Origin of the sequence: Bacillus sp. RC240 (assembly GCF_044907945.1) — a bacterium.
GTDB classification, from domain to species: Bacteria; Bacillota; Bacilli; order Bacillales; family Bacillaceae_G; genus Bacillus_A; species Bacillus_A mycoides.
This window is the reverse complement of sequence record NZ_JBIYCT010000001.1, coordinates 304793-327889: the sequence shown is the minus strand read 5'-3', so window position 1 is coordinate 327889 and position 23097 is coordinate 304793. Positions and strand designations below refer to the sequence as shown.

The window sequence follows — 23097 nt, the reverse complement described above, 5'->3', positions numbered from 1 at the left end:
ACTTGGAATTTCACTAGAATTCTTGGTTCTCTTCTGGTCAATATGGAGAATATCGACTATCATAATCTGATTTGTAAAACATGAATTCCTTCGAATAAAAATCAATATTATGTCCATAATGTTGATAGGCTGTATGCCAAAATCCATTTAGTTTTCTCTGTATCTCCTTGTATTGAGCAGTTAGTTTTTGCTAGCTGCTCTTTTATTTATGAAAAAAGATAAATTTTTTTATAATGATTCTTCTTTATTTCTCAATATAAGGAGCCTTGGATTTTCATTAAAACTCCTGTAGTATATGAACAAAGAGTAAGGTAAGAGTTACTCTTTGCCATTTTAGGAAAGGTTCTGTTGGAAACAGCAGAACCTTTTTTCGTGATTTAAAGGTACTAAGACAAAATGAAATATTTACCATGAAGGTAATTGTTAAATATTTTACGCTTATATAGTATAATGGGATAGTTATTGTGTATTGGCATTAAGAGGAGCGTCCTGATTAAGCGCTTCTCTTTTTTTATAAAATAGCTCCAAATTACTTGGACACATTTACCAGTTTATTCAACACAAATATCATGTTAAAATCCCTTGTGAATACGACATAACTCAACTTGGTGAAGCCCTGTAATATTTCCTGTAGGGCTTCTTTTTTTACAAGCAGTTATTTCATTAAGCTGACTACCTTGTTGTGCAAAATAACGATTTTGTTCACTTTTTTGATACATTTATAAAACATTCATATGTTATCTTCAGTAAGTTCTATTTCCTTTATAATATTGTGTGAAGTATACCAACGAACGAAGCCTAAAAAACTCTAATGAAGTGATGAAAAAAACCTAATTTCTCTACAAAACATTGAGAAATTAGGCTTTTTAATAGAAAAAGTAGCATTCATAAACAATGAATACAGTTTAACTCTTCAATTCTATTTTCACAGATTCATATATTCTTCTAAAGTCAGTTTTTCCTTATATATATTTTCAGCAATATCTCCTACATAGCGAATATGCCAAGGTTCATATGCATAACCCGTAATACTTTCCTTCCCCTTAGGATAACGAATGATAAACCCTGCACGATGCGCGTTTTCTTTCAGCCATTTTCCTTCCTTCGTATTCGCAAAGGATAGCTCTAGTTCATTGTTCGCACTTTTAGAAGAAACATCCATCGTTAGCCCTGTTTGATGTTCGCTATGCCCTGGCTTTGCAGAGAAGCGATCCGTATGCTCTTGCCCTTTCTTTTTAACATTGTTGGCATACAGACCTTTTTGATACTCATAGGAACGAAATCCTGAAACAGCATTCAACTGGATCCCATCTTGCTTAGCTAAAAGGAATAGTTTTTCTAACGCTTCCGCTGCTTCTTTACGAAGATGACTCTTTTCTACCGTTCCACTAAATGAGAACGGTACATTTGGTACAACTAAATCCTCTGGCATATAGTCTTCGGGTAAACCATATTCCTTATTTACTACAGCCTGTATACTAGCAAAGGAACTTGCTATCTTATTTGAAGTCCCATTTTGCTTACTATTTTTTTCTTTATTTATGGAGTTTTCACTAGTTTCATGGTTTGTCTTATATGGTTCTTTACCAATAGATATATTGGTGTAAATGATAAAGATACCTAGCATTACTACTATACAAGTTAAGGTTCCTACTAATTTAAGTCTCATCATTCATTTCCTTCCTGCAACTCCTACTGTTACTCATTCATCATACTTCAACCATATCAAATCCATATTAATTCCTTGTGAACTTTTCTTCATAACGCATTCCTTAATAGATTGATAGTATATCTTCCCGTTCTTTTGATACCCTTAAAATATCAGCTCTATTTATACATGTAGAAAAATAATCTAAAGATTTGTATAATAAGATATGAAGTGTAGCATTCTGTTATAGAAAGGTCTTGGTATAATGCTAGGCATTGATGTCAAAAAAACAAAAGAGGAGCTAATTATTTCATGGCAATTTGCGGAGGTCACGATTCCATTACGTGATGTGATTGAGGTTACCGAAGATGCTACCTATGCGGGTGTTGAAGAACCAAGTGCAATCCGTATCGGAACAGCATATGGGACAACTGATCGTATATTAATTAAAACTGTAAAACAAAATTATGTATTATTTACTACGAATAAAGTGTCGATTTTAAACGCAATTCACGCGTAACAATGAGTAGATAAACGCGCTTAAACAAAGTTCAAGTGAAATAAAAAGGTGCAAAGTCATAGAATTGACTTCGCACCTTTTTCTATATTTGTGAGGGTAGCATGTAATTGATGCCGCAGAAATTGGGATGCAAAATTGCATCTTTAATTCAGATATATTAATAATAAAGATGAACTGCTCAACATTTTTCTTTTAAGTTAGTATTTCAAACCCTAGCTACCTAAAGAACTCAAGTAAACGTATCTTAAATCCTTTTAAGTGGCACAAAAAGCGTCTATGTAGGCGCTTTTTGTATAAGAAAACACCTTATATGCATAAGGTGTTTTCTTATTTCATCTATCTAGAACTTCTCTATTTGAACTGTAAAATGTGGCTTGAATTTTACTTCGATTGTTTTGTTTTCTACGCCGCCTTGGACATATAATGAGTCATTACGGGTATAGATTCGTTTCGCCGAATGTATCTTGGTTTCAAATATGCATTTATTTTTGTAATACAATTGTAATTCAACAGTTTCCTCGTAATAACACATAATCATTACTAATTCAAATCCTAATTTATCTATTTTATTATATCTATATGCACCTGCACCAGGAATAAAATAATCTTCTGGTTCACTCTCGAATATTTCTAATAATTCGTATTCATCATATTGAATATTCATTTTAACAACTCCTTTCGTGAATGGGCTCAATCTACTTTATTTATAATATTCACGATTTATTAGGTACAACGGAAACAACATCGCCACTATCATTCAATACGACTCTAACATCTTTCCCATCGTATTGCCATAGACCAGGTTTATTTCCTGGTTTTTTAGTATCATGCTTAATTGTTTCTTCTACTACGCTTGGTGTTACACCTCGCGGATCAACTTTTTTTAATTCCTCCATATATTCTTTTGATCCGAATGTGTAACCATTCCTTTCAGCTCTTTCACGTGCACGCTTCGTAAGTTCTGCCCGAACCTGAATTGTATCAGGTGCCATTCTTTCAAGAGCATGTTCAGTATACTTACGCCCATCAATGACCCCTCCGCCTCTTGGCATACTCCATCCAATCTCTTCAGTTACCTTTGATACTTTTCCTAAATCCTTCGCTTTTTGTTCTAACTCACCATATTTACCGAATACACGTCCAATAACTTTAGGAGCCCCACCAAAAACAGTAGAAACGGTTCCCCATACATAGTCGTTTTTGTCATACTCTCTATTAGTGAAATATTCTTTGCCGTTAATGAGTTGTAGCCCTTGTTTGATTTGCCCAATAACTGGAATGAAATCAAGTGACATCGATCCAAGTTCATTTGTACGCTTCTGTTCTGCCAAAAACTCTTCCATTTTTTCAGGTGGTACACCAAAATCTTTGAGGCGAGTAGATAAACCATCCATGTTTCCAACATTTTTAGCTATATTAGACGTATCTATTTTATAGCCTGAAATCTTATAGCAGAGTCCATAATGTTATTGGCAGCATCTAATCCAGACATGATATCTGTATGCAAGGTTGGGAATGCTTGTTGAGCTTCTGCAACATGCGTTGAGACACTATTAATTAGTCCATCAGCCATTACCGCTTGTTTATGAAGTGATGCCCCAGCTTTTTGTATGGTAGAAAACTTGGCTTGGAGCAACGGAATTAACGATTAAACACCGAGCAGCTGCTGACTGTTTTGCTGTCCTGGAATTATTACAACAACTCAAAAATAAGCAAATAGATTAAAATACTGTAAATAGGACTAAATTATTAACATAAAAAATAAGCACATCTTGTAAAAAAACAGATGTGCTTATTTTTTAATTTTTATGCATTTTTACGTTTTAGGAAAATCACTCCACCAACAATTAACAATAATGCACCTGCAGCCATAGAGATCCAACTTGTAAGGTCAGCGCCTGTTTGGGGTAACCATCCAATTTTAGATTGAATTTCTTTCTTAGGTTGTGGTTGCTCTTTTACTTGCTCTTTAGGTTGCTCTGATGTTGGAGTATTTTTATCTTGATTCGGCTGTTCTGGTTTAGGTTGTTCCGGTTTTACCTCTTTGAATTTCACTGTTTGTCCCTTATCTTCAAATTCAGCGTGAATAGCTACTAAAATATTATCTTGATACAGTTCTTCAAATACTACTACTTCTTTACCTTGTAATGCAGAAGCATTAAATGTGAAATCTAATGTGATAGAACCATTTTTTTCTTTTGCAGTAAACTTAGATTCTACTGTTACTTCTTTATCATCAACTAATAATGGTTTGTTTGTTGCTTTATCCATTAGTTTGCCTTTTACAACGTACTCTTTACCCACGATTAAGTCTTTGTATTCCACTTTATCTTGGATTGTTACAGATTTAGAAGCGTCTAACTCTTTAGAACCATCAGCTTTGTTTGTAGCTGTTGTTTTAATGGAAGGCTCTACAAATCGAACTGTTTGACCTACATCGTTAATGTCAGCGTGAGTTGCAATTACTTGACCTTCATGCAATAAGTCTTCAAACACAACTACTTCTCTTCCTTGCTGTTCAGCACCAACGAAAGTAAAGTCTAATGTTACAAAACCATTCTTTTCTTTTGCAATGAACTTAGTCTCTGCTGTTATTTCTTTACCATCAATTAATAATGGTTTGTTAATAGCTTTGTTCATTAATTTACCTTTTACAGTGTACTCTTTACCTACAACTAAGTTAGTATACTCTACTTTATCTTGAATAGTGATAGAATCTTTTGAATGAATCTCTTTTCCATCATCAGCTTTGTTTGTAGCAGTTGTTTTTACTGATGGCTTAACGAACTTAACTGTTTGACCTTTATCATTGATATCAGCATGTATAGTAATAACTTTTCCGTCTTTCAGTAACTCTTCGAATACTACTACTTCTTTTTCTTCTAAACCAGTTGCATCAAAAGTGAAATCTAGTGTAATAGAACCATTTGCTTCTTTTGGTGTAAACTTAGTTTCAGCAGTTACTTCTTTACCATTTACAACTAATAGTTTATTAGTCTCTTTATCCATTAATTTACCTTTTAAAGTGTACTCTTTACCTACTTGTAGGTCTTTGTATTCCACTTTATCTTGGATTGTTACAGACTTAGAAGTGTGCATTTCTTTTGTACCATCGGTTTTATCAGTAGCTGTTGTTTTTACTGATGGAATCTTTTCATCTTTGACAATATGTTTAATTATTTGACCATTCTCTTTGATCTCAAAAGAGAATATTTCTTCATTCAATACATAACCTTTTGGTGCAACAGTTTCTTTATATGTGTATTTTCCAAATGGTAACTTTTCAAACTTCGCGATACCTTTATCGTCTGTTTTCCCTTTAACTACTTCTTTTCCTGCTTCATTATAAATAGTAAACTCTGCATTCGGAAGCTTATTGTTTCCATCAGCTACATCAACTTTTGTAATTTCTAGATCACCTTTGATAAGATGATTAACTGCTAATAGCTCAATAATTTTTCCGTGTTCCTTTATTTCGAACACAATTGGTTCTGTAATAAGAACGTAACCATTTGGAGAAGCCTTTTCTACAAATGAATATTTACCATACGCTAAATCTTTGACGTTAACTTCACCATTTTTATCTGTCTTATATTCCCCAATTACTTTCCCGCTTGCATCTTTTAGCTCGAATACTGCACCTTCTAATTTTTTACTGATATCTTCATTATCTACTTTTAGTAATTTCACACTACCTTTCACTTCTGTATTTTCCACTGTAAAAGTAAGTGTTTTATTGTGCTCTTTAATTTCAAAAGGATACTTTGTTTTATTTCCAATATATCCATTAGGTGTTTTTGTCTCTAAGAAATAATATTTACCATACGTAAGACCATCAACATTTGCAATTCCATTTTCTTTTGTTACTACTTTTTTCACTTCTTTTCCATCTTCAGTAAAGACCGTGAATTCAACATTAGGTAACATCTTACCTGAATCACTAAGTTTTTTTATTTCGATGTTACCTTTTACTTTGTTGTTTACTACTTGAACAGCTCCTATTTCCCCTGTCTTAACTTCAATAGTTTGTGGTTTATCACCTGAAACATAACCTGTTGGTGCTTTAATTTCTTTTACTGTGTAGGTACCAATTGGTAGGTTATTTAATTCTGCAGTACCATCAGCACCCGTCGTGATTTTTCCAACTGATTCATTATTTGCATTAAAGACTTCAAATACTGCACCAGCTAATATTTCTCCATTTTCCCCAACCTTTTTAATTTTTAAAGAACCAGCAGCTTCCCAATTTACTGCAAGGTCACTACTAAGCTTTTCCTCATTTCTTTCTAGTAGCACTGTAGCATTCTGGACAGTATCAGTACCGCGGTAAGCAATTGCTTGAACTTTTGTTAAGTTAGCAGCAACACTTAGATTAAATTCGCCTGTTTTTGTATCTTTAGGAATCTGGATACGGAATTTTTCCCCAACTGAAAGTTGATCTTTCACTTCTCCATTTTCACTAACAATTTTTACTCCATTAGGTGCATTTTTCGCAACTACCTTATAAGAACCACTTTTAGCATTTGTTTGTACTGTGTAAAGGTTTGTTTCAAAAAACTCACCCTTTAATTCTGCCTTTTGCTTTTCAGCAGGAATCACATTCATAAAAATATCTTGAGTATCTTCACTTGTATTTGCAGCATTAATAATTGTCTTAGCCGCTTTTTCAACATTTTTATTTTCATGCTTTAATTCATTTACATCAAGTTGACCTAATGCATTCCAAACCGCAAGCTGAGTTGCATAATGTGCTTCATTCTTATTAGCTACTCCCAGTTGTTCTACACTTTTTTGTGGGAAACCATTTGATAGAACCCTATATACTACATTATCTGTTTTCCCCATTTCAGGAAGATCTTCACCATTTGGTGATTTTAAGCCAAGAGTTAAACAATAAGCAATTTGACCGCTTGAATTTTTAATAATTTCAGTTCGAATGTACTTACCTAAACTGTTGCTATAACTCCAGTTCATTGAATACTTTTCATGCGTCATAACCTCCGCATTTGCCTTCGGTAGAAAGACATTAAAGAATAATGCTAGTACTGATAATAATGCAAAAACTCTTTTAACAACTCTTCTCCCCAATTTTAAAACCTCCCTAGATAAAATGAATCCGATGTATTATTCAAATATTTAAAATAATCACAACGAAGATATTTCATATTATAAGACATAAAGTTACAAATATTATATTATTTTTACAAATTATTCATTTTCTCAACATCCACTATAAATTATAATATTAAAACATTTTATTTCACAAAAGTAACAATATTAGGATGCCTTAACAAAATAAGAAACTTGGTAAAATACTAGAATAACGGTAGTTGGAGTACGGAAACGATTCTTCGCATGAAGGACCACTACAAAGATATTTTCAAATTGAATATATGTATTAATAATGAAATTTTATTGCATTTACACCTGCAATGTTTATATAAAAGATAGTAAATTATGTTTTTATAGGATTTTTTCTATTAGTTTACTGGAAATTTGCATTATTATGTGACAATAAATATCATTGTATTTAATATAAAATGATATAAAAAAAGGGGTACGCAGATAATTATCGGAACTTTCAATCGATTAATTATACTAAAATTAGTATTAAGAATATTAGTAAAAAAGTAACAACGTTATTACAAAGTTCGAATATTGGTCTAAGTACCCTAGCATCTTAATGGTAACCTCTTGAATACTTTTACGTTTTTAAATAAATTAAAATAACAAAAAAATAATAATTTTTAATTTTTTCTTTGTAATTTAATAAGTTGCATGTTAATATGGCGAAGGTTATAAAATGGATTTCGCCATACACAATGTTTTTTCGGAATATTCACTCCAGAGAAACGTAACTATTTCAGTAATTTGCTTCATCTTTTACCTATACAAGGGCTACTTTCAATTTTTTTGTTCATAAGTAAAAGTAACTTTTTATTCTATCTTCCTCATCGATTTTAATATAAATGGTAAAAAAGCACTTTTTCAAGTGCCCTTCCTTTTCTTTTTTAAAGATAGAAAATCTAATAAAATCAAACACCTAGATTAAACACATACATAATCCTACTTACAAACTCTTAGAGAGGTATAAACTATGGGAATTCCTACACTATTATTAAATACATTTATTATTATTATTTGTATCCTTAGTTACCAAGTATTTTGGCTAGAACATAAAGAAAAAATGGCATGTAATAATATATTAATTTCTGTACTTTCCTCCATTGCAGTTATTTTTTGTATGACTTTTCCTTTTCATTTACACGCTGGGTTCATTTATGATTTACGTTTTATTCCCATTATATTAGTTTTTCTATATGGAAATACAAAGAGCATTTTTTGTATTGGAGTTTTATATCTTTCTTATAGATTTTACTTAGGTGGAAGCGGAGTCTTCCCATCATTTATTATCTTTACTGTTATTTCTGTTATTACAATCATGTTTCGTTACTTGTCACCTACTTATTTCAAGGAAAAGAAGATATTATTAAGTATTCTACTTATTTTGATATGTACAACTTCCCTTTCTATCTGCGGTATTGTAACGCAAATAAATACAGGTGGTAAAATTGACTCTACTCTCATTGAATTTTTATTCAATTATATAATCATAAATATTTTCACAGTATTATTATCAGTTTATTTAATAGAAGGAATGATCGAGAAATATAAAATAAAAGAAAGAATGCAAAGAGCAGAAAAATTTTATATAGCTAGCGAACTAGCTGCATCGATTGCGCATGAAATTCATAATCCACTGACCACGGTACGTGGATTCACTCAATTACTAAATGAAGATGAGAGTGCTAAGATGTCTCAAGATAAGTACTTAGAAATTATGTTACTTGAAATGCAGCAAATACAATCTACTATTAATAACTATTTATCTTTAACCAAACCACAAAACATTATAAAAGAGGAACTAGATATTAATTACATATTAAATCAAGTGAAAGATAATATTTCACCACTCGCTCTTTCATATAATGTTGAAATAAAACAGCATATTACAACAGATTCCCTTTACATAAATGCTAATACTGAAAAATTAAAAATATGTCTAACCAACATCATACAAAATGGAATTGAGGCTATGAAAAATGGTGGCGTATTACAAATAAATATACAAAAAATAAAAGGTAATATTGTAATTGATATTATTGATACAGGAATAGGAATGTCTTCCCAACAAATAAAACGTATTGCCTTGCCATTTTATTCAACAACAGAAAAAGGCACTGGGCTTGGTACTATGATTGCTTACAGTATTATTAAAGAATTAAACGGAGATATAGAGATAGAAAGTGAACTAGGAAAAGGAACACACTTTTCTATCACTATCCCCTGCTAATATAATAGAAGATTTATTTAAATGATATTATTTTGTAGCTAATATAACCATATAAAAAGAAGACGTAACTATTCGTCCTCTTTTTATATGGTTCTGGTGCAAAAATGTTAGTTAGAAACATAGAGTAGCAATTTCACAATTTATTCACAAGTACCGTTAAGCGCAAGTTTACGTTAAGTATGCTATTTGCATAATAATGTTTTCAAGAAAAAAGTAGCTGTACTTTTGTGCAGCTACCTTTTTATGCAATAAATCAGTAATAGATATTCGAGCTGCAATAAATGCCCCTTTTATACTTTGAAATGTAATTTGCAAACTACAATTTGACATAATTCTAATAGTATGGGACGTATATTTCTCCATAAAAGCAACTTATTTTTATCTCTTTTAAACAATTTATCATATTATTTTCATCTAATTAGGCACAGAAACATTTTGCAAAATCTTACTACTTTTAGGAAAAACGTTTTTAGGGTACATTTTAAAATAGCTCTTTTTCTTTGAAATGTTTCTGTGCTTAATATTTAAAATATCTTATGTCAAAATTTTCCGCAACAAATATGTTAAATTATTCATAATTATATATAATACGGAATATTAAAGTTAAATATTCCGTATTATACTCTATTAAATATAGCGTATTTAATTTATTAGTAATTAATTTATTAGTCTAAGTATGAATTATAAAGTATATTCGTTTAAAATTGTCACAATATAATTTTATATTCGACGTTTTTAATTACTCGTGAAACATTTGCAAATGTTTTAACCGTTATGTATAAGGTAAATATCCCCTCTAAATATAAGATTTACTTAATTTAGATTCTTTCTCTCATAGTTGTAATGTCGAAAAAAGTCGAATTTTTATATTTTTTCTTTATTTTCTAGTTGTAAACGTTTTATTTTCATGTTACCATCTTAATCAAACATTAGATGGTAATAAAACTTAAAGTATTTCTTTCCCTTAGAGACATATAAACGTTCGGTAATACCATGAAAATAAGGCCAAAGAAATATGAGTTACCTGATAAAAGATTTAATAGGATTTTTACCACTTTAATTTTCTGTTAATTCAGAATGTAACACTTTAACATTTTGTCCCTAAACAAAATTTAAATTTTAGTTTGGTAAACTCAAAAAGCTAAATCACCCACCCAAATTAATAAATGATATATCCTGTTATATCTAGCGATCAGTCATGAGAAATAGATTTCTTCCTAAGAAAACTTAGCCCATTAATAAAAAGTGTCTAAATTTCTATCTTTATTACCATCTATTGTTGATAACATATTTACCAACTATAAAAAAGAGCCTATTGAAGGTTCTTTTTATTATAATCATTAGCACTTCAATTATTGATAATCATTGGTGTTGAATCTTTATTCCCTCACCTTATATAGCTTTCTTTTATTAACACTTGAAGACTTATTGAGGTACGGTTCTGATTTTAATTTTTTTATTTTTAAGCGACTAATTTCCGAATGATGGGCCATCCACAGTTTTATATCTAATAAAGAAAGAATTATATCTGTTTCAAGTGATATTTTGCTTACCTCCTTCTCTCTTATGGGTTATGTAGATAATATATCTCTTGAATCTAGAGCCTTTAGAACACATAATAGATACCCTAAAAAATGGACTTTATTTTATCTTTATCTTATCTTTACCTTATCTTTAAATTTTTCTATTAAACTTAGCATTTAGAAAAAAATTTTCGAGTCTAAAAAAGCTGGGAAATAGAGAATTATTGAATTTTTTTAATAACCAGCCACCATTGAAAATAGGGTTTCTTGTAAAAGGAGGAGTAATATTTGAAGAATAAGAGAAAAGTACAAACTATTATATTATTCTTTATTAGTATTTTAGGGTTAGGAACAATAATCGGGATACTATATTTTAATGACAAAACCAATACTCAAAAAAATAAAGCGTTTGCTACCGAGGAACGTTTATTGCAATATGAGCCCATCATGAAAAAAGAATTAGAAAAATATAATTTGGGAGAAAAAACAGCAATTTTACTAGGAATTATGTACCACGAGAGTAGGGGTGAGGGCAACGACCCTATGCAATCTTCCGAATCACTTGGATTAAAGCCAAATGAAATCCAAGAGATAAACTTGAGCATTAAACAAGGGGTAAAGCACTTTGTTCAAATGTATAGATATGGAGAAGAAAAAGGTGTTAGCATGGATACAATTATCCAAAGCTATAATATGGGGCCAGGCTATATTGATTTTATTGCCAATCAAGAAGCTAAACAACACTCGGAAGATACAGCTAAACAGTTTTCTAAGTTGAAAGTTGATCAGAATCCAGCTACATACACTTGTGGTGGAAATAAACAAAATTTTAGATATCCATATTGTTACGGTGATTTCACATATACAACAAAAGTGAATGAAAAAGCAAAACTTATTGAAGAACGCCTCCAAAAAAATTAAAATTGTATATATTTGTTTGAAGGAGTTTTCCATTTACTTTTATATGGTTTTTCATCAACTTTTATCCCCTCTTACCATCTAAATGTATATATACAACTATCGTATCATATTTCAATTTAAATACGGCTCTAGTTACATATTTCGCAAGAAATCTATTCAGAATATAAATAAAATCACCATTTTACATGAAATAGTATCCACTTAGCGAATTCATTAGGCATAAAAATAAATGTAGATTCAATAAAAAGAGAGTACCCTCGCTATTGGTGCTCTCAATGTGAATTGGGGTTTATCCTGAGCATTGAATAGGACACGAAGAACTCGTCCTGTTACATAATATTATGCTTGTCTATATTATAATGTGCAATAAAAAAAGCACCCTCGCCCAGGCGCCAAGAGATACATATACGTTGAGGTAACTAACACGTTAGAAAAGGCCCTTCCATATCATTGTATGATTATCAATTATCTTTATACCTAGCAGACTCATTAAATACGTTTAATGTATCATTTCTATTAGTTTAACCATGCCTAATGTCATCCAATTCATTCATGGTTAGTATTCTAAATAGACCAACGATGTATTATAATACTTTATATATCCAAGGAGGTTTACTATGCTTAATTTTCATAAAACATTCCCCATCTTAGGATTCTTTTGTTTTTTATATAGGTTTATCGGCATCATCTTTTTATTACTATTCCTTAGCGTGTAGTAACAACGCGTATAAATATATGTTTAATGTGTGATTTCTATTATCGGCTTTGTTAACTAACACTTAAATTATTTTAACAGCCTTTTGTTTAATTCCCACAAAGCTTTTTTGTTACTATCCCATTTTAAAAGCGTTACGGCTTCCTCAAAGCACAGCCATTTATAATTGAAGTGTTCTTTAGATAATTTAATATTTTTTGTAGGAACTTTAACTCCAAAAGAAAATTCTTTTATTACATAAACATCTTCTCCCCAAAGAAATTCACCAACTACATCCTCTACTGGTAGTGAAGACACAGAATCTAGTTTTATATATGGACATTCTCTTATAATACCAGCCTCTTCAAACGCTTCCCGTTTTGCTGATTCAATATGAGTCTCACCATCTTCTCCACCACCAGCTATTCCTTGCCAATAACCATAATCACTTCGATTAAAAATGCCATATTGAATGGAATCATCAGTTTTTATATAAGGAAATATCAATACTTGATACGGCGCTCTCATTGCTTAACCTCCTCTCGAAAAAATATGAACAATTTATTCACTAACTTGCTATTTTAGTAAATAAAGAGCCAACATCAAAATTCTACATTAATAATGCAGGTTTATGGTATCGGCTCTCCATTTTTTAAGAATTTTATTTTTCATAAATAGGTTTACTCTTAACGTGATAAAAACCTGCTTATTTCTTATTTAATTTGCTTAGCGTGTTTTTTTTCGAAATGCTGGCGGTATCACATGTTGACTAACCAGTCCAAATAGTCCCTAAAACGGTCGTTTAAGGAACTTTATTTATATCTATCAAAACTGACTGAAATATGTTTAAAATTCAGTTCAAAAACTCATTACCAAAAACTAAGTTTTATATCAAACATCACATACCGTTTATGGAACACTCTTAATGTACGGAAAACCAAGTTTTTTAAATAAAAAATTCCTTAGCGTACGAAATTCGCGTTATGTTGGCGGGACCCCATCGCCATCAAGTTAAGGTTTTGAAGTACCCCCTAAACGAAAAAATTCTTTCTCTATAGGGGCACCATATCAAAAAAGAAAATTGTAAGTTTAGACACATTTTAGATACAAAATAACCGATTCCTTATACGTTAAGGGACCGGTTATTTATTTTCCTACTTTTTTAGGGAGGTTTTTCTCGTAATGGTCTTAAATGATTGATTTAAGGTTATAAACTTAAATCATAAATAAAAGATAGAGTAAAAACTATATAAGAAATAAATGTAACGAAAACAAGAAAACATATAAACTGAGCATTAGATACATATTGTCCTATTCTTTTTTTCATTTTAATTAGTATTATTTTTCAGATGTGAAGTATCAATTTGAATTTCACCTTTCCAAGATCCAATTACTTTTCCAATTCTATTTATATTTACATCTAAAGTAAGGGGCTGTTTAAAATCGTCTCTTCCCTCAGAAACTATAACAAATGTAGCAACACCTTCGGGTTTATCATTATCACGAATACCTACATCATTTAATTTTTTACCTGCTGCCATAAGTTCAAAAGGAAGACGGTCATCTGAATCATGGATAAATGATAGTCTCCCTTCATGTTTAATCTCAGGGTTTCCCTCTTGTTGCCCATTAATTTTACCATCACTTTCGAGCTCTAATCCTGATGTATCAAATTCAAATGGTACTAAACTTCCGTCAGCTTTTTCCATTCTATAATGAACTGATATACGTGAATCTGCGATATATAATTCTTTGAAATGTACAGTAATACCTTGATCTGTAATTTTTTCATCAATAGGAATATATTTACCATTCTTCATCATATCTTGTGTGACACCATTTTCATCTTGTATTCCTTCATTTACAACTTTATCATTTGTAATTGCATCAGAAAAATATGAGGCAACATTTGTAGCCGCTACTTGTACTTGTGGAATCATTGCTGTTGTGAAAAGTGCTGCTGCAGCTACTGCTGTATACATGAAACGTTTTGATTTTTTACTCATGTTTGTAAAGAGTCCCTTCTTCTGTTGTTTTTTGTGATTTATATTAGAAACATTGTCTAGCTTGGAACGACTTTCAAATGTTTTCCATGCTTGTTCTATATCAATTTTGATTTCTTGTGGTGAATTTGCAGATTCTTCATCTAGCATTACGTTCTCCCATTGATTTAATTTACTGATTTCTACTAATAAATCTTGGCATGCTTCACATGTATCTAGGTGCTTTGTGAATTCCTTTCTTATATCATGAGAAAGTTCTCCATCAATATATGTTTGAATAAATCCGATATCATAACATTTCATTTGTTATGCCTCCTCCATTTGTTTATAAATCTTGCGAAATTTCATTTTGGCTCGAACCAATAATGTTCCAATAGAAGATATTTCAATTTGAAGTATTTCTGCAATTTCTTTATATTGAAAACCAGAGAATTTCATTAGTAAAAGGGTTCGTTCTCGATCATTCATTTTATTTAGTATCGTTTGTACCTTTGTAATTTCTTCTTTTCTTATCCAATCATCGTCTAATGATGAAACATTTTGTACTTCATGGTATTGTATTTCTTTATCAATCTTCGCTTGTTGCCTTTTTTCAGATCGCAAATGGTTATAAGCTACATAAGTAGAAGATTTAATCAACCATCCAGGTATGTTTTCAATTACTTTCCAGTCGCTACGATATAATTGTAAAAACACTTCTTGTGCTAACTCTTCAGCGATAGATTGATCTTTAACAATCCATATAATCTGTTTCACAGCATAAGCATAGTACTGCTTAAATAAATCTTCAAAAGGCATATCAGAAGCATGACTTTCCTCATTTTCTATGGTTAACATGTTAGTTTAAACCTCACTTTCAATTTGATGCCTGTATTATAGAGAAACCAGAAAAACGGATTTTGTGACAGTTTTTCTGGTTATTTTTTTATTATGTACTAAAAAAAGCATTCATCTGATTAAAAGATAAATGCAAAAAGGGAAATGAAAACATAAAACTATAACTCTTTCAGTAGTTTTCTATTAATGGGGTACCGCCACATCGCTATCAAGCTAATAAAAAGAAATGCCCCCTAGAATGAAAAAAACGCCATCCTTTCCTATGATTCTACAGAAAGAATAACGTATTTTTTCATTTTAGGGGAATAATTAATCTCTTAAGTTGATGAGCATGCAGCAAGCCCCTTTAAAGGTAATATTGCGGTACCAGGCTGCCCTCTATACTGAAAAGGTAATATCACAACTCAAACTGCTATATTTATTTCCTGTCGAATACACTCTTTTTTATTAGCACGTTTCCATAAATATATGGTGTAGAAGAATAAAATTGCAATAATAACATATGCAAAAAGCGACGAGGCTTGAACATTCCCCATAAAATTAAAGAAATTATTAAAAGTGTGGAAAGTAATGGTGATAATAATTGATTGCTTATTTACGATAAGTAAGGACAGAACAAGTCCAACTAAAAATGCATATATGATTTGTAAAATGGTATCTTCAATAGACTGCCCACCAATTAGTTGTAATAAATGGGTGAGACCAAACAAAAAACTCGAAATCAAAACTGATTTTTTTATCCCCTTTGAAAACAACATTTTGAGCATAAATCCACGAAAAAAGATTTCCTCAATAAATGCAACAACAAAAAATTGCATGATAAACATAAAAAATAAGTCAGATACCGATGTTGTGTTTAATCCTTTATTACCAAGTAGTATTACTAATAGAACAATCACTAATGGGGAATTTAATAAAATGGTATTCTTCATTGAATTATTTAACTTAATATCAAAGAAATAGAATTTCCACTTGTTCTTTATTGTTAAATATATTAAAATTCCCACTGCTAAAGGAACAAGTCCAATAAATTGTAATACTGGACTGGATGGCTTAGTAATAGTTTGATAGGCCCCGTTAAGCGTGTAAAAAATCATTAATAAAAATTCTAACCCAATAATTTTTAAAACAATATTCTGATTTACCTTCATCTAGAATCCTCCCCTATTTATCGATTTGAGCATTTTTCTTTTGGATTACTGCACTGTTACTATTTATAGATTAATAGTAACTTATTAATTCATCAAATAATTTACTGATATTTCAAAAAATATAACATAAAACACTTTATTATCCTCATGATAAGGTAAACAAATACCTCAAACGAGAAAATTGATCTCTTCAAATTGAAAATATATAAAATTCCTTTTTGGGGGTTTTATATATTTTTTTAGTTGATGGCGATGTGGTGAGACCCCATAAAGAAAAGACACCCATATAAGAGTGTCTTTTCCAATAGTTTTTTAGCAGAAGCAACTGCATCCGATAATGATTAATAAAATAAATAATACAACAAGTAAAGCAAATCCTCCAGCAAAACCGCAGCCTTCGCCGCAACTACCACCATATCCCATAATAATATTTCCTCCTTTAGATAAGAGGGTGAAACTAGGGTTCATTCCATGTATTTTAACGGGTTCACTTTACCTTATGTTTTTACGCCTGAATTGAGCAGGTCCTAAAAAAAGACGCCATAAGGCGTCCCCCACAATTGGGTAGATAAGGTTTAGTTTTCCAATTTAAAGAAAGTATGTATCACACCTTGAGAGTATATCATAATATCTGTTAAATTTAATATTCTATGCATTATTACATAAAAAAAAGACACCCTAAGGTGCCGGTGCCTTCCTCCGACTTGAACCACTTTAATTTAATAATATGTATTGGACATTAAGTAAACACGTCCTATAAAACAGAATCATTTATTTTCAACAGATTGTTAGTGTACAAATACAAGAGAATCGAGATCGTTTGTTTGGCTAGATTAAAGCAACGCCACACCTATATGGTTGAGATGTGTTACGCCTTCTAATCGGAGAATCAGCTTTATAGAACGTGTCCACAATTTATATTTTACTACATGTAATATTTATTTTATGTAATTTTTACAAATATGTATAATTACATAAAATTTACGAGAAAAAGAGCGTATACTTTGATATTGTGTAATAAAGATAAGGCCCACCTACGGAAATAGGTGGGTTTTTTGTTGGGCATTACTATCTCATTGCACAAAAGGGAATTTGCATTAAAATAATATCATATTCTTAGAGTTCTTATATTGAGAAAAAAGACACTCTTATGAGTACCCTTCTTTTAGTAACCGAATCCGCCGCTACCGCCGCCCCAACAACTACATCCTATAATGATTAACAGGATGAATAGAACGATCAGTAAAGCAAATCCGCCACCTAACTGTCTACGCTTAAAGACTAAAGTTACCTTTCTCCAAGACTCGCTACGAGCGAATGGCTAGTTCTTACTCGACGAGAATCCCACCCGTTATATGATACGACCTAGGCTCGGCCGCACACCTGCCTCGTTAGTTAATATGAAAATGAAACCCAATGTCTTTCAGGCGAAAGTATAATCTTGGCTTGGAAATATACAACTGTTTGGACATAAAAAAGACCATCAAAATGATGGTCTTGCAAACTGTAGACAAATGCATAAAATAACGAATGAACCTTTCTCTGAACACTTACTTTACTTCTTTCATAAATAGTCTAACGTTTTCAGCGATTTCTTTGAATTTGGTATGGTGTAAATAATGTGATCCATCCATGGTTACTACTTTTCCATGTACCGAGTCTTTGATCTGCCCTTCATGCAGAGGTATCCATCCTGCTACATCTTCATTATTCGCTTGTACAAAGAGAAGAAGTGGAAGATATTTAGGGAAGATTAAACCTTGAGCCCCTTTAAAATTAGACGAAATATGATCCATCTCATTCAAGGTTGTCTCATTATACATGTTTTTATTCGAAATCATTTTCATTTGCTCTACGGTTTTTTCATCAAATGCCAGTCCAGCATAGGGGTCAGCACTGATTTTCATAGCCAATCTTAAGAGACCTGATTTTTTGAGATATGCAAACGTTTTTAATGGGAAATTAATATCCATACCCGGTTGTGTTGCAACACTGCTATCGATTCCGACAAATGCAGTCACCTCGTTTGGATATTTGTTCACATAATCAATTCCATAAATGCCTGTAATGGAGTGGCCCATGAGCATGTATCTGTTAATATTAAGCTGCTGTAGAGCTTCATGAACTTCACTTACCATATTCTCCGTGGTTCGCTCTTTTACAGTTTCATCACTTAATCCATAACCGAAAGGCTCTACCGCAACAACTTTGTAAAATGGAGATAATTCATCGATAAGAAACTTAAAATCAAGCCCTGGAGTAGCTGTTCCATAACCAGGCAGGAGCACGATCGTTTCCTCGCCCTCGCCTTGAATTAACACATTCATGTTTTTCCCGTCTACAGATACGTGCTGACCGTAGGGCACTATTCGTTTTTGCTCCGAATGACTACTCATCACATTTACGATATAAACAATACCTAAAAAAAGTACAATGGCTAGAACGATTGCTCCTATGATTTTAAGTAAGATGTTTCGCACTTTCTTTATTTTCATTCCACTCAGCGTTTTCTTTTCCTCTTGTTGTGTCACTGTCATCTTCTCCTGTCCTGATCTGTTTGCCTTCCTTCATGTGCCTGTAATGAAAACTTAACCAATGAAGATGTACTCACCATGACGACAATATGAACTGAATATGAACTGCCAAAAAAATGCTACGGCTCTATATACAAGTAAGCTTGCATATGAGTCGTAGCATAGAGAATGAATCTAACTAATCTGTTGGTGTAGTGATTGGCAAGGTGACAATGAAGGTCGTTCCTTGACCAAGTTCACTTTTCACTCGGATGTCACCTTGATGAAGCAACACGATCTGTTTAACGATAGCGAGTCCCATACCACTTCCATCATACTTACGACTGTGGGAACGATCGGCCTTAAAAAAACGCTCGAATATACGCTTCTGGTCGTCAAGGTGAATACCAATACCAGTGTCGGATATTAGGATTGTGACGTTTTTGATATCTTGTTTGATGCTTACGTTAATCACGCCGGTATCCTCGGAAAATTTGATGCTATTTCTGAGGATATTCGTCCATACCTGATTTAACAGGTCATGATCAGCCGTTACTTTAACTGTCTGTAAATCAAGCTCGAAATGTATATCGCGAGCAGACCATTGTGGCTGGAGCGCCACAATTATCCGTCGGATTTGTTCATCGAGGCTGAGCGTGACGAGCCGCAGTTGCTTTGACTGCGATTCAAGAAAACTCAGCTTTAACAGGTTATCGCTCATTTTGGACATCCTTTTCGCTTCAGCGATGATAATATCAAGATAACGGCTTCGTTCGTATTCTGAAAGGTCAACTTGCTTAAGCACTAGAGCATAACCGGATATCGAAGTGAGCGGAGACTGAACCTCGTGCGACACGTTCGTTACGAATTCCCTGCGCATCTGCTCAAGTTGCTGCAGATCGTGCATCATTTCTTCGAAGCTGCGAGCCAAAGTACCCAGCTCACTCGTTTGCTTAATATTCAACTTGACGTTGAAATCTCCAGATGCTATCCGCCTGGTCGCTTTTGTCAGCTTTTTTATCGGTCTTACCAGGAATACAGAGGCAACTAGAATCAATAAGCTTCCTGCAATCAACGAACATGTTGCAAAGACCAATGCCCACTTTGTGACAAAAGAGGCTGAAGGAGGGGCGAGCGCTTCCAAAAATATCGCTTTCGTTCCCATTTCCGTTTTCAACGGCAACCCTAAGAGGACCGTGGCAATACCATTAGGAGTGTCCTGAACAACACCTCCATCTAATACTTTCTTTAGTTGCTCCATCGTCACAGGCGCAGGTTTGTGTCCGTGAAGTTTACCGTAAGACTTGAACTGACCCGTTGCTTCATAAATTCGAATATAATAAGAATCGAGCTGCTTCATTTCACTTACGAACAAGTCCGCTTCACGTAACGGAAAGGTCTTGTAAATCCGGACGATGTCTTGGCCAAAGTTACGTGAGTTGATTTGAGCGTTTTCGTTCAATTTATCTTCGAATATCCAAGTTGACACCAAAAAAGAAATGATCGTGCCCCCGATGATGGAGACTAAAAATGTCAGGACAACACGTATATATAAGGATCTGATCATTCATAAACCTCAAGCCGATACCCAAGCCCGCGCACCGTTTCGATCCGAAAATCGGGTGTTGTCGCGAACCGTTCACGCAGCCGTTTAATATGTACGTCTACCGTTCGATCATCTCCGGCGTAATCGATACCCCAAATCTGATCGATCAACTGCACGCGCGTATAGACTTGTCCGGGTGTTCCAGCGAGCTTATACAGCAATTCGAACTCCTTTAGCGGCAACGTAAGCGACTCCGTCCCTTTCATCACCTTATAGGTCTGTCGATCAAGGATGACGTTCCCTAAATGGATCGTCTGCGTGGAGCCAATCTTGTATCGTTTGAGTAGTGCCCTAACACGAACCGTCAACTCTAACGGATCGAATGGTTTGGTTAAATAATCGTCCGTCCCAAGTTCGAAACCTTTCACTTTCTCCCATGTTTCTCCTCTCGCAGTCAGCATAAGTAAAGGTAGATCAGGATTGGCTCTTCGGAGCTCCTTGCTTAACGTCCAACCATCCATAATCGGCATCATAATGTCAAGTACGACAAGATCGACATTCGTTGAGATGTAGACGGCCAGTGCTTCCTTGCCATCCGCTGCTTCAGCTGTTGCGAATCCATCGTTGCGTAGAAATAAACAGACGAGTTCGCGAATGTTCGCATCGTCGTCAGCAACTAGTATAGTAGGCATCGGTTCCCTCTTCCCCCTGTTTTCCACCGCATTATTTCAAGCAATCATTATACTATAAATTAACACGTATGTTGATTAACCAAAGTAATACAGTTTCTTGATTTATCGACCTGTAGAATTCAAGTGTTTCTTTCAAACTAATTTGCCACTCAATTGACAAGGCTTCACAAAGAAACAGGCGTGTGAAACCTGCAAATGACAAGCGTTTATTTTGTCTTTTGGCCTTGTGCACGAAGAAATTTCAGCAAAGCATAGGCAATTAATTATAGCTGTGAATAACTGATTGAACAACGCATTGGATGTTGTGCCAAACAATACGGAAACGTTCAAATTCAGCTAAATCCAGCGGAAAAATGATTCAATTGCCCAGCGCGATTTTTACATGGCGGCGATTCCTTCGGACAGATAGATTGGTAGAACGCATATTCCCCAAACTACTCCAGTAATTACACCATCTGAAATAACACGCCCCATACCCACTAATTATTTTTCATCAAATGCGTAAATGGCGTATCAACTTTGATTGCACATTCGTTCCAAATCAATACTTGTTAATTTAAGTGAATTCCACCATAAAGATTCATATAGGTTTAGTAATTAGTCAAAGTTATTAGGGTATTCTGTCGTATAATTTATATATTACCATATAATTACCTCCTGATTTTTTTATATTATAGTTCTACATCAACACATAATATATAACTTTTTCTCATTGCTTATTGAACTAATCTGCTCCGTTCAAGAAGAACCCTATCAGTTTAAATAACTCAGATTTTGGCAAAATTAAATTGATTCAAATGATACCCACCTTTTAGTAATCTCAGAAAATTTCTTAGTCGCGAGTGAGGTTGGTTTTCTTATAGCTAATCCAATAGTTCGATAGCTATCACTTTCAAGTGGAATGGCTGCAAAAGAAATTTTTGATGTCGGTATAATCATTTCTGGCAATATACTAATTCCTAGATTATTCTCCACCATGGAGATCACTGAGTATTCATTCATATTTTCGAATCGAATATTGGGGCTAACTTTATTCTCCCTAAATATTTTTTGAATATCATCATAACACTGATATGTTGGCATAATAAAAGGTACATTTTCTATTTGTTGCATTGATACTTGGTTTTCCTTACATAATGGGGATTGGTTAGATACAACACATAAAAGTCGATCCCTCTTCAATTGTACGATTTCAAAGGATTTTTCAAATGATTCAAAGTAAGTATCATTATTAATAAATCCACAATCTAATCTCCCGTTTTGTAACCAATTCTCAACCTCAGCATAGTTTCCTTCCAGTAATTCGATTTCAATATTTGGAAACTTTTCCTCCATTTTTTTAAGAATACCAGGAATCCAGTTTTTAGAAATACTCGAAAAAACCCCCACTCTTACTGTTCCTTTTTGGAACCCATTGATAGCGGCTACTTCCTGCTTCAGCATGTTGTTATAGTATAAAATTTTCCGAACGGTAATTAAAAGCTCCTCTGCATTTTTGGTCAATGTTAAAGTAGAGTGATTACGAATAAATAAAGGAAAGGAAAACTCTTTTTCCAAACTGCTAATTGCATGACTTACAGCAGATTGGGTGAAACCTAACACTTCTGCAGCTTTTGTAAAACTATTGAGTTCTGCCACTTTGTTAAATATTTCATATTTTGTTAAAGTCACTATGGTCCTCCTCATGAATTTTAT

The 23097-nt window shown here is 33.0% G+C and carries 18 protein-coding genes and 3 pseudogenes; 4 read left to right on the top strand and 17 right to left on the bottom strand.

The window, feature by feature from the left end; genetic code table 11:
* Positions 1 to 925 precede the first annotated feature (925 nt).
* Positions 926 to 1669 carry a M15 family metallopeptidase gene (locus tag ABH955_RS01585; protein ID WP_033709884.1) on the bottom strand — a complete coding sequence of 248 codons (744 nt, stop codon included), beginning with the start codon at positions 1667 to 1669 and terminating at the stop codon, positions 926 to 928.
* A 244-nt stretch (positions 1670 to 1913) separates the two neighbouring features.
* On the opposite strand from ABH955_RS01585, the gene ABH955_RS01580 reads away from it, so the two are divergent.
* On the top strand, positions 1914 to 2168 hold the full coding sequence (locus ABH955_RS01580) for a SunI/YnzG family protein (RefSeq protein WP_002128348.1): 255 nt from the start codon (positions 1914 to 1916) through the stop codon (positions 2166 to 2168).
* A 340-nt stretch (positions 2169 to 2508) separates the two neighbouring features.
* Here the strand turns inward: ABH955_RS01580 and ABH955_RS01575 are convergent, their stop codons facing one another.
* The 3 genes from ABH955_RS01575 to ABH955_RS01565 are packed head-to-tail and all read right to left on the bottom strand — an operon-like array spanning position 2509 to position 3804.
* Positions 2509 to 2832: a hypothetical protein gene (locus tag ABH955_RS01575; protein ID WP_002185308.1), complete on the bottom strand. Its 324-nt coding sequence runs from the start codon at positions 2830 to 2832 to the stop codon at positions 2509 to 2511.
* Between the two features lie 49 nt (positions 2833 to 2881).
* Entirely contained in the window at positions 2882 to 3562 is a 681-nt protein-coding gene (locus tag ABH955_RS01570) for a hypothetical protein (protein WP_002128350.1), read from the bottom strand.
* Between the two features lie 32 nt (positions 3563 to 3594).
* Positions 3595 to 3804, bottom strand: a complete 210-nt coding sequence (locus tag ABH955_RS01565) for a hypothetical protein (RefSeq protein ID WP_033708038.1) — start codon at positions 3802 to 3804, stop codon at positions 3595 to 3597.
* On the opposite strand from ABH955_RS01565, the pseudogene ABH955_RS01560 reads away from it, so the two are divergent.
* A pseudogene (locus ABH955_RS01560) lies at positions 3795 to 3893 on the top strand (3'-5' exonuclease); the annotation flags it as partial. The gene ABH955_RS01565 and the pseudogene ABH955_RS01560 overlap by 10 nt on opposite strands.
* Positions 3894 to 3974: 81 nt before the next feature.
* Here ABH955_RS01560 and ABH955_RS01555 read toward each other — a convergent pair.
* The gene (locus ABH955_RS01555) at positions 3975 to 7256 is read right to left on the bottom strand and encodes a VaFE repeat-containing surface-anchored protein (RefSeq protein WP_404456747.1); all 3282 of its coding nucleotides are present in this window, start codon (positions 7254 to 7256) and stop codon (positions 3975 to 3977) included.
* A 1009-nt stretch (positions 7257 to 8265) separates the two neighbouring features.
* Between ABH955_RS01555 and ABH955_RS01550 the strand changes: the two genes are divergently transcribed.
* Positions 8266 to 9522, top strand: coding sequence for an ATP-binding protein (locus ABH955_RS01550; RefSeq protein ID WP_404456744.1), 1257 nt, complete (start codon positions 8266 to 8268; stop codon positions 9520 to 9522).
* Positions 9523 to 9690: 168 nt separating this feature from the next.
* Here ABH955_RS01550 and ABH955_RS01545 read toward each other — a convergent pair whose 3' ends face one another.
* Positions 9691 to 9885 (bottom strand): hypothetical protein, encoded by a 195-nt coding sequence (locus tag ABH955_RS01545; protein WP_033732005.1) that lies wholly within the window; start codon positions 9883 to 9885, stop codon positions 9691 to 9693.
* A gap of 1448 nt (positions 9886 to 11333) precedes the next feature.
* Here ABH955_RS01545 and ABH955_RS01540 point away from each other — a divergent pair.
* Positions 11334 to 11966 (top strand): lysozyme family protein, encoded by a 633-nt coding sequence (locus ABH955_RS01540; RefSeq protein ID WP_002035240.1) that lies wholly within the window; start codon positions 11334 to 11336, stop codon positions 11964 to 11966.
* A 784-nt stretch (positions 11967 to 12750) separates the two neighbouring features.
* On the opposite strand, the gene ABH955_RS01535 is transcribed toward ABH955_RS01540, so the two are convergent.
* The 11 genes and pseudogenes from ABH955_RS01535 to ABH955_RS01485 form a co-directional block, all read right to left on the bottom strand.
* Entirely contained in the window at positions 12751 to 13188 is a 438-nt protein-coding gene (locus tag ABH955_RS01535; RefSeq protein WP_404449760.1) for an NUDIX hydrolase, read from the bottom strand.
* Positions 13189 to 13988: 800 nt separating this feature from the next.
* Positions 13989 to 14966 carry a DUF4179 domain-containing protein gene (locus tag ABH955_RS01530; protein ID WP_404449762.1) on the bottom strand — a complete coding sequence of 326 codons (978 nt, stop codon included), beginning with the start codon at positions 14964 to 14966 and terminating at the stop codon, positions 13989 to 13991.
* A gap of 3 nt (positions 14967 to 14969) precedes the next feature.
* Positions 14970 to 15500 carry an RNA polymerase sigma factor SigX gene (locus ABH955_RS01525; protein WP_002016748.1) on the bottom strand — a complete coding sequence of 177 codons (531 nt, stop codon included), beginning with the start codon at positions 15498 to 15500 and terminating at the stop codon, positions 14970 to 14972.
* A 404-nt stretch (positions 15501 to 15904) separates the two neighbouring features.
* On the bottom strand, positions 15905 to 16651 hold the full coding sequence (locus tag ABH955_RS01520) for a CPBP family intramembrane glutamic endopeptidase (protein WP_002084319.1): 747 nt from the start codon (positions 16649 to 16651) through the stop codon (positions 15905 to 15907).
* A gap of 312 nt (positions 16652 to 16963) precedes the next feature.
* Positions 16964 to 17074, bottom strand: coding sequence for a YjcZ family sporulation protein (locus tag ABH955_RS01515; RefSeq protein WP_000540371.1), 111 nt, complete (start codon positions 17072 to 17074; stop codon positions 16964 to 16966).
* 742 nt (positions 17075 to 17816) lie between these two features.
* Positions 17817 to 17912 (bottom strand): annotated as a pseudogene (locus ABH955_RS01510) (YjcZ family sporulation protein); the annotation flags it as partial.
* A gap of 289 nt (positions 17913 to 18201) precedes the next feature.
* Positions 18202 to 19182 (bottom strand): alpha/beta hydrolase, encoded by a 981-nt coding sequence (locus tag ABH955_RS01505; RefSeq protein WP_404456741.1) that lies wholly within the window; start codon positions 19180 to 19182, stop codon positions 18202 to 18204.
* Positions 19183 to 19363: 181 nt separating this feature from the next.
* A complete protein-coding gene (locus ABH955_RS01500) occupies positions 19364 to 20731 on the bottom strand; it encodes a sensor histidine kinase (RefSeq protein ID WP_404456738.1) in 1368 nt (455 codons plus the stop codon).
* Entirely contained in the window at positions 20728 to 21402 is a 675-nt protein-coding gene (locus ABH955_RS01495) for a response regulator transcription factor (protein ID WP_001142154.1), read from the bottom strand. Before ABH955_RS01495 ends, ABH955_RS01500 begins: the two co-directional genes overlap by 4 nt.
* Before the next feature lie 390 nt (positions 21403 to 21792).
* Positions 21793 to 22038, bottom strand: a pseudogene (locus ABH955_RS01490) (GNAT family N-acetyltransferase); the annotation flags it as partial.
* A gap of 147 nt (positions 22039 to 22185) precedes the next feature.
* Positions 22186 to 23073 (bottom strand): LysR substrate-binding domain-containing protein, encoded by an 888-nt coding sequence (locus ABH955_RS01485; protein WP_002142572.1) that lies wholly within the window; start codon positions 23071 to 23073, stop codon positions 22186 to 22188.
* Positions 23074 to 23097 lie beyond the last annotated feature (24 nt).

Excerpts from the sequence above, each read along its gene's own strand:
- ABH955_RS01585 (WP_033709884.1), bottom strand. The coding sequence starts at position 1,669 with ATGAGACTTAAATTAGTAGGAACCTTAACTTGTATAGTAGTAATGCTA.
- ABH955_RS01580 (WP_002128348.1), top strand. The coding sequence starts at position 1,914 with ATGCTAGGCATTGATGTCAAAAAAACAAAAGAGGAGCTAATTATTTCA.
- ABH955_RS01575 (WP_002185308.1), bottom strand. The coding sequence starts at position 2,832 with ATGAATATTCAATATGATGAATACGAATTATTAGAAATATTCGAGAGT.
- ABH955_RS01570 (WP_002128350.1), bottom strand. The coding sequence starts at position 3,562 with ATGGATGGTTTATCTACTCGCCTCAAAGATTTTGGTGTACCACCTGAA.
- ABH955_RS01550 (WP_404456744.1), top strand. The coding sequence starts at position 8,266 with ATGGGAATTCCTACACTATTATTAAATACATTTATTATTATTATTTGT.
- ABH955_RS01545 (WP_033732005.1), bottom strand. The coding sequence starts at position 9,885 with ATGGAGAAATATACGTCCCATACTATTAGAATTATGTCAAATTGTAGT.
- ABH955_RS01535 (WP_404449760.1), bottom strand. The coding sequence starts at position 13,188 with ATGAGAGCGCCGTATCAAGTATTGATATTTCCTTATATAAAAACTGAT.
- ABH955_RS01530 (WP_404449762.1), bottom strand. The coding sequence starts at position 14,966 with ATGAAATGTTATGATATCGGATTTATTCAAACATATATTGATGGAGAA.
- ABH955_RS01525 (WP_002016748.1), bottom strand. The coding sequence starts at position 15,500 with ATGTTAACCATAGAAAATGAGGAAAGTCATGCTTCTGATATGCCTTTT.
- ABH955_RS01520 (WP_002084319.1), bottom strand. The coding sequence starts at position 16,651 with ATGAAGGTAAATCAGAATATTGTTTTAAAAATTATTGGGTTAGAATTT.
- ABH955_RS01515 (WP_000540371.1), bottom strand. The coding sequence starts at position 17,074 with ATGGGATATGGTGGTAGTTGCGGCGAAGGCTGCGGTTTTGCTGGAGGA.
- ABH955_RS01500 (WP_404456738.1), bottom strand. The coding sequence starts at position 20,731 with ATGATCAGATCCTTATATATACGTGTTGTCCTGACATTTTTAGTCTCC.
- ABH955_RS01495 (WP_001142154.1), bottom strand. The coding sequence starts at position 21,402 with ATGCCTACTATACTAGTTGCTGACGACGATGCGAACATTCGCGAACTC.